The 6,917-nt window shown below is 64.5% G+C and carries 8 protein-coding genes; 3 read left to right on the plus strand and 5 right to left on the minus strand.

Annotated features, from left to right (window positions below; all coding sequences use genetic code 11):
- The 4 genes from PHW99_RS16870 to PHW99_RS16885 form a co-directional block, all read right to left on the minus strand.
- Positions 1-734: outer membrane lipoprotein-sorting protein (locus tag PHW99_RS16870; protein ID WP_300180320.1), on the minus strand; the 734-nt coding region annotated here is incomplete at its 3' end.
- Between the two features lie 63 nt (positions 735-797).
- Positions 798-2,006, minus strand: a complete 1,209-nt coding sequence (locus PHW99_RS16875) for an FtsX-like permease family protein (protein WP_300180322.1) — start codon at positions 2,004-2,006, stop codon at positions 798-800.
- Between the two features lie 56 nt (positions 2,007-2,062).
- Positions 2,063-2,746, minus strand: coding sequence for an ABC transporter ATP-binding protein (locus PHW99_RS16880; RefSeq protein ID WP_300180324.1), 684 nt, complete (start codon positions 2,744-2,746; stop codon positions 2,063-2,065).
- Positions 2,743-3,396 (minus strand): hypothetical protein, encoded by a 654-nt coding sequence (locus PHW99_RS16885; protein ID WP_300180326.1) that lies wholly within the window; start codon positions 3,394-3,396, stop codon positions 2,743-2,745. Before PHW99_RS16885 ends, PHW99_RS16880 begins: the two co-directional genes overlap by 4 nt.
- 186 nt (positions 3,397-3,582) lie before the next feature.
- On the opposite strand from PHW99_RS16885, the gene PHW99_RS16890 reads away from it, so the two are divergent.
- Both PHW99_RS16890 and PHW99_RS16895 read left to right on the plus strand, forming a co-directional pair.
- Positions 3,583-4,242, plus strand: coding sequence for an LON peptidase substrate-binding domain-containing protein (locus tag PHW99_RS16890; RefSeq protein ID WP_300180338.1), 660 nt, complete (start codon positions 3,583-3,585; stop codon positions 4,240-4,242).
- Positions 4,243-4,327: 85 nt separating this feature from the next.
- Positions 4,328-4,918: a hypothetical protein gene (locus PHW99_RS16895; RefSeq protein ID WP_300180329.1), complete on the plus strand. Its 591-nt coding sequence runs from the start codon at positions 4,328-4,330 to the stop codon at positions 4,916-4,918.
- Here the strand turns inward: PHW99_RS16895 and PHW99_RS16900 are convergent.
- Positions 4,915-6,036 carry a DUF2157 domain-containing protein gene (locus PHW99_RS16900; RefSeq protein ID WP_300180332.1) on the minus strand — a complete coding sequence of 374 codons (1,122 nt, stop codon included), beginning with the start codon at positions 6,034-6,036 and terminating at the stop codon, positions 4,915-4,917. The two genes, PHW99_RS16895 and PHW99_RS16900, sit on opposite strands and share 4 nt — an antisense overlap.
- An 81-nt stretch (positions 6,037-6,117) precedes the next feature.
- On the opposite strand from PHW99_RS16900, the gene PHW99_RS16905 reads away from it, so the two are divergent.
- Positions 6,118-6,917: glutamate--tRNA ligase family protein (locus PHW99_RS16905; protein ID WP_300180335.1), on the plus strand; the 800-nt coding region annotated here is incomplete at its 3' end.

The raw sequence follows: 6,917 nt of genomic DNA on the forward strand, positions 1-6,917 counted from the left end.
ACCAGGAACATGGGGTTGAGCCACTCCGGGGGCACCTGGCGTTCCTTGCGGTTGAGGTAGCGCACGTGCGTGGTCTTGTGGTTGCTCACCTGGTCGGTCAGCACCATCTCGGTCACCATGGTGGGCGCGGCGGGCTTGTCCATGACAAAACGCGCCTGTTTGGCCAGCTTGTCCGACAGCACATACAGGTCGGCGCGCACCGGCTCGCGGCGCGCCTTGCCGATCCACAGCTCGATGCGCTGGTAGGTCACGCCCTTGCGCGCTGCGTTCAAGCTCAGGTGCAGGCAGCCCGGGCTGGCGCCGGGGGCGGCGGCCTGGTCACAGGGTTCCTCGCCCACGAGTTTGCCGCTGTAGTCTTCGGCCCAGCTCATGGTGGCGATGTCGCCGGTGGAGGCGTCGCCCAGCAGCTTTTGCATGGGCGTGATGCGCAGCGGGCGCTGGCTGTCGGGCATCAACAGCCAGAAGTCGTCGCCCAGCATCAGCACCTTCTGGCCCTTCTCGGCCGGGCTTTGCATCAGCACCAGTGACTGGCGCCTGGCCTGGGCAAACACCTTGTAGCGGCGTTCCTTGTCAGGCGTGCCGTCGGCGTTGACCACGTTGATCTGCGTTTCCACCTGCAGGTTGTCAGCGCTCATGCGGAATTTGTCCGCGGCCTTGAGCAGGGTGGCGACGTCCTGCGCCTGGGCGGCGGCGCACAGGGTGACGGCAAGAAACAGGAGGTGTTTGGGTTTCATAAGGTTTTTCGGGCTCCAGCCCGCGTATTAAAACAACTTAATGCTATACATTATGTAGCAATATCAGGTATGCGCCAGGGCATCGACCACCGGCATGTGCACGGTCTTGCGCGCCACCCAGGCCGAGGCGGCCATGGTCAGCAGCACCATGGTGACGATGGTGGCCAGGTACATCCGCGCATCCACGGTGACGTACAGCGGGTAACCCACCGAGCGGCCAGGCGGCGGCGGCATCTGGATCTCCACCACATACAGCAGCATCGAGATGCCCAGCGCCGCCGCCGCGCCGGTGAGTGCGCCCACGCCGCCCAGCACCATGCCTTCAAGCGACAGGGTGCGCAGCAGCTGTCCGGGCAAGGTGCCCAGGGCGCGCAGGGTGCCGATTTCGCGGGTGCGCTCAATGATGGACATGGACATGGCATTGGTCACCACAAACAGCACAATCACGCCGATGATGATGCCTAGGGCGCCAAAGATACGGTTGTACAGGTTGCGCACCGCCTGGTAGAACACCGCCTGGTCTTCCCAGGTCAGCACCTTGAGGCCAGGGTGGGCGCCAGCCAGCCGCGCCTGCGCGGCTGGGATCTGGTCCATGCGGCTCAGAAACAGCCCCATGCTGGAGACTTTTTGCGTGGCCAGCAGTTTTTGCGCGGTGGCGATGTCGGTGTAGATCAGCCGTTTGTCGACTTCGGGCACCCCGGTGGAAAACACGGCCTTGACCCGCACGTCCAGCGCGTTGAGGGCGCCGTCGGTGGTGCTGGCCAGCAGGGTCAGGCTGCTGCCGGGCGCGGCTTTCAGGTTGCGCGCCAGCGCCTCACCCAGCATCACTTCGGGGTCTTTGGCGTTGCTGCTGAGCACCTCACCGTCCTTGAGCGTGAGGAACGGCCCTTTCACCGAAAACTCGCTGTCGGGCTCCACGCCCAGGCCAACCATCACCACCGACTTGTCGCCATTGCTGATCAGGCCGCTGAACTCCACGCGCGGCAGCACGGCACGCACGGCGGGGTCGGTGAGCAGTTGCGCGCGCAGCTCTGCGGCATTGTCCAGGCCGTGCTGCAAGGGGACTTCTTCGTCTTTGACAAACTGGTCGGGCTGGCCCAGCACCAGGTGGCCGGAGTCACGCGCCGAGGCTTCTGCCAGCGACTCGTAGGTGAACAGGGCAAAACCGCCGGCCAGCAGGATGCCCGCCGTGCCCAGCGCCGCGATCGACACCGTGACCAGCGAGCGGCGCCGGTTGCGCAAGGTGTTTTGCAGCGCAAATTTCAGCCACATCCAGTTTCCCGACGGACCAGTCCGCGACGTGACAAGCGTGGGAGCCATCTTCATGTTCATACCAGTTTTCCATCCAGCAGGGCCAGCACACGGTCGCAGCGGCTGGTTAAGCGGCTGTCGTGGGTGGCAATGACAAAGGCCGCGCCCTCGGCGTGGCCGCGTTCGCGCATCAGGTCCAGCACCTGGTCGGCAGTGTGCGAGTCCAGTGCGGCGGTGGGCTCGTCGGCAATCACCAGCTTGGGTGCCTTGATCAGCGCCCGGGCAATGGCCACCCGCTGGCGCTGCCCGCCCGACAGGGCGTCGGGCCGGTGGTGGGCGTGGTCCTGCAGCCCCACCGCCTTGAGCTGCGCCGCCACCCGTGCGCGCCGCTCCTCTGCCGGCACTCCGGCCAGGAAAAGCGGGTAGTCCACGTTTTCGGCCACGGTCATCACCGGCACCAGGTTGAAGCTCTGGAACACAAAACCCAGCGCGTCGCGTCGCAACAGCGTGCGCTGGGTTTCGTCCATGCCATTGACCGTGTGGCCACCAAACAGGATGTCACCGGTGTCGGGCGTGTCGATCAGGCCGCACAGGTTCAGGATGGTGCTCTTGCCGCTGCCCGAGGGGCCGGTCAGCGCCAGCAGCTCGCCGCGCTGCACCGAGAGGTCCACGCCCTGCAGCGCTGGGATCACATGGGCGCCCAGGTGGTAGGTCTTGTGCACGCCGTGTAATTCGACCACAGCTTGGTGCCGCTGGCTCATGATGTCAGCGCCTTGAGCTGGGCGCGGGCGGCTTCGGCCTGCGGCGCGTTGGCCCGGATCACCTCGTTGAGGTATTTGCGGGCCTCGTCGCTACGCTTGTCTTTGGCAGCCTGCCCTGCAGCCGCCAGCCAAACGTCGCCCCGAAACCCGAGCGGAGACTTGGCCAGCAGCGGGCTGGTGAGGATGTCACCCAGCAGCTTGGCGCCCCGGGCGCCCCGGTTCATGAAGCCCGGCACCGCCAGGAAGGTGTTGGCCGCCACAAAGCGCACCTCCAGTGCGGCGGGCACATCGTGCTGCACTGGCGCGTTATGGGCCGGTGTGAGCATGGCCAGTGCCTTGTCCAGCATGGCCAGACCGTCTTCGGCGTAGCTCATCTTTTTCCAGGGCAGCAGGGTGGTGTTGGCCTTCATCGACAGCGCCGAGCCGGCGTAGGCCATGAGCACCGGGTTGGTGGGTTCCATCTTGAGCAATGTGGCAAACGCCTCAGCTGACTTGTCGATGGCGCTGTCGTTGCCCTGGGTGGCCAGCAAGAACTGGTCAAACGCGGGCTGGAACTGCGTCTCCGGCACGGCCCAGGCGCTGGTGGTGAGCGCCAGCACGGCAGCGGCACTGGCCAGGCGGCGGGCAAATGAAGCAGGTTTGACAGACATAAAAAACTCCTGAAAAAAAGTGGTACCAATGACGGATGGGTTGAACTCTAGGCAAGCTCCCGGCGCCGCGCAGCAGCGCTGCGACGAAGTGCCGTGCCGTGGCGTCAAACGCCGCTGATCAGGCGCCAAAAGCGGGTCAGCGGCATCCGTGGGATGATCGAGTCCAACGCCATTTCGCCGCGCACCATGTCCGACGCCCTCATGCTCCGATCACTGCCGCTGTTTCCGCTGGGCACCGTGTTGTTTCCCGGGGGCTACCTGCCGCTGCAGATTTTTGAGGTGCGTTACCTCGACATGGTTGGCCGGTGCCATCAGGCCGGTGTGCCCTTTGGGGTGGCCACGCTCAAACGCGGCAGTGAAGTGCTGCGCGCCCCGGCTGACGGCCAGGACAGCGGCGCCGCTGACGCGCCGGTGTTTTACCCCGGTGGCACGCTGGCGCGCATCACCGCGCTGAGCCGCCCGCAGCCGGGGCTGATGCTGATCAAGTGCAGCGGCCTGCAGCGGTTTGGCATCCAGCGCCAGGAGCAGCTCAAACACGGCCTGTGGATGGCAGATGTGACACTGCTGCCCGACGACCAGCCGGTGCCCATTCCGGGCGACCTGCAGCCGGTGGCGGCCACGCTGAAGCGGGTGATCAACACCCTGCACGCCCAGAACACCGCGCCCGACCAGATGCCGATCCAGCCGCCCTACCAGCTCAACGACTGCGCCTGGGTGGCCAACCGCTGGTGTGAACTGCTGCCCCTGCCGCTGGAACTCAAACACCGTCTGATGCTGCTGGACAACCCGCTGGTGCGGCTGGAGCTGGTGAGTGACCTGCTGGAGCGCCACGGCATCCCCACCTGAACCCGGCACCAGATACAACTTGCAAATCAGGACGGTTTGGCCCACGATAGCGCCTGCCCCCGATTCACCCCCCGAAGTACACGCCATGAGCATCCGCTACACCAACGTCATCAACCACCTGCCCGAAACCAAAATGCGCCTGTTCCCCACCAAGGTGATCAACATCATCGGCGGGCCAGGCAGTGACAAGTCGCTGTATTCTGCGGCCATCGTGCTGTATCTGGAGCTGCACAACAAAACCGTGGAAACCATCCCCGACTACGCCAAGACGCTGGTCTGGCAGCAAAACCTGGAGGTGCTGAAAAACCAGTATTTCATCGCCCAGCGGCAGTTTGAGATGATCAACCTGATTGATGGTCAGGTGCATTTTCTGGTCACCGAATGTTCATTGCCCCAGGTGCTGTTCTACAACGAAAACTATGCCGACAACATCTGCGACGTGGCCAAGACGCGCGATCAGATCCTGGAGTGGTACCGCCAGCACGACAACATCAATATCCTGGTGCAGCGGGGCGACAAGAAATACCTGCGCACCGGCCGCTACCAGGACGAAGAGCAGGCGCGTGAAGTGGACCAGGGCCTGCGCGAAATCCTGGACCGCGAACACCTGCCCTACACCGTGCTGCCGCCCGATGTGGCCACCATCAACGCGTTCACCGAATCGCTGCTGAGCTAGACCGGCGACCGGGGCCGCAAGCCCGGGGGCAGCCAGCTGGCCAGCCGGGCGTTGATCTGGTCCTCATGGCGCTGCCACCAGATCCCCAGGCCAACCACGCCCAGCCCCAGCAGCGTCAGCACAAAGGCAAATGCCAGGCTGTCACCAAACACCCGGTGGGACAGATACCCCAGGTAAATGGCCACCCCCAGGCCACCAAACACGGTGAACACCCGCCGCCCGATGGCCGCGCCGGCAAACACCAGCACCAGGTTGATCAGGCAATACAGCGCCTTGCCCAGCTCGGAGTCCGAGTCACGCAGGCTCAGACCGCCCCAGGCCATCACGGTGCCAAACAGGTACAGCCAGAAGGCGTAGTCCTGCCGCCAATCGTCTTCCTGCGCCTGGCGGCAGCGGGCGTCCACCCACAACGCGATGGCCACGGTGGCGATGCCAAACACCAACGACACGTCGCGCATGAACTTGAAGTCCCAGTGCTCGCCCTGCTGCATCAGCCCGTGGGCCAGGTCCATGCTCAGGTACCACAGCGTCACGGCAATCGGCATCACCATGAACGGCAGGCGGTAGCGCCACAACATCACCACGCCCGCCGCCAGCGTGACAAACTCCAGGCTCAGCCAGCGCCAGTTGATCTGGGTGTGGTAGGCCGAATAACGGCTCAGGCCACCCGGCGGCCACCAGCCCAGGGCGTGCTGCACACACCACACCAGCAAGGGCACCAGCACCACCGCCAAGGTGGCCAGAATGCCGGCGGGCACCGGCAGGTGACGCGCCTTCAGGTGGTCAGCCACCTTCAGACAGGCCAGCAGATACGCCGCACTCAACGCCGCCAGCCCCCAGGGGCCAAAGGCCTGCCAGCTCAAGGTCATGAACAGCGACATGGCGCCAATGGCCACCATGCCGCCAAAGTAATACAGGGTGTTGGTGAAGCTGAAACCCGGGCCGCGTGCCAACTGTGGGCCTGGCCTCCCGGGTGCGGCGCCGGGAACGGCCCAGCGCGACCACAGTTGCCGGGCCTGCTCGGCGGAAATCAAGCCGTCCTGCACCGCGGCTTGCAGGTCATCCTGGCTGAGCGTCATTGTCCTGGGTGCCGGGTTGGCCGAAGCAACTGGGTTCATGGTGCGTGAAGGGGCAAAGAGGATGCCACGCATCGTACTGCAAGGTTCGCCAGCCAGGGCCGGGCATCTAAAATCGCCCGCATGAGCACCCCTACCCCCGTCACCCCCACGCCCGACACCCTCAAGCCCAGCAACTTCCTGCGCCAGATCATCGAATCTGACCTGGAAAAAGGCACCTACGCCAGCCGGCGCTGGGGCGGCAGCCCGGGCGATGCCGCCCACCACGCCGCAGGCCAGCCTGACCCGGCCAAAATCCGCACCCGCTTTCCGCCCGAGCCCAACGGCTACCTGCACATTGGCCACGCCAAAAGCATCTGCCTGAACTTTGGCCTGGCGCGCGACTACGGCGGCGTGTGCCACCTGCGTTTTGACGACACCAACCCCGAAAAAGAAGACACCGAATACGTCAACAGCATCATCGACGCGGTGAAATGGCTCGGCTTTGACTGGAGCCAGCCCGGCAACGACAAGCCCTACCAGGCCAGCGACTACTTTGACTTCATGTACCGCGCCGCCGTCTACCTGATCGAAGCCGGCCACGCCTACGTGGACGAGCAAACGCCCGAGCAAATGCGCGTCAACCGGGGCGACTTTGGCAAGCCCGGCATCGACAGCCCCTACCGCAGCCGCACCCCCGCTGAGAATTTGGAACGTTTTCAGCAGATGGCCCAGGGAAAACATGCCGATGGCGCTATGGTCTTGAGAGCAAAGATCGACATGGCCAGCCCCAACATCAACATGCGCGACCCGGCCATCTACCGCATCAAACACGCCGAACACCACAACACCGGCAACAAGTGGTGCATCTACCCGATGTACACCTTTGCCCACCCGATTGAAGACGCGCTGGAGCAAATCACCCACAGCATCTGCACGCTGGA

The organism is Rhodoferax sp., from assembly GCF_028689305.1.
Classification (GTDB): domain Bacteria; phylum Pseudomonadota; class Gammaproteobacteria; order Burkholderiales; family Burkholderiaceae_C; genus Rhodoferax.

Coding starts and splice junctions, on each gene's coding strand:
- PHW99_RS16895 (WP_300180329.1), top strand. CDS start 4,328: ATGAGCATCCGCTACACCAACGTCATCAACCACCTGCCCGAAACCAAA.
- PHW99_RS16900 (WP_300180332.1), bottom strand. CDS start 6,036: ATGAACCCAGTTGCTTCGGCCAACCCGGCACCCAGGACAATGACGCTC.
- PHW99_RS16890 (WP_300180338.1), top strand. CDS start 3,583: ATGTCCGACGCCCTCATGCTCCGATCACTGCCGCTGTTTCCGCTGGGC.
- PHW99_RS16885 (WP_300180326.1), bottom strand. CDS start 3,396: ATGTCTGTCAAACCTGCTTCATTTGCCCGCCGCCTGGCCAGTGCCGCT.
- PHW99_RS16880 (WP_300180324.1), bottom strand. CDS start 2,746: ATGAGCCAGCGGCACCAAGCTGTGGTCGAATTACACGGCGTGCACAAG.
- PHW99_RS16875 (WP_300180322.1), bottom strand. CDS start 2,006: ATGTGGCTGAAATTTGCGCTGCAAAACACCTTGCGCAACCGGCGCCGC.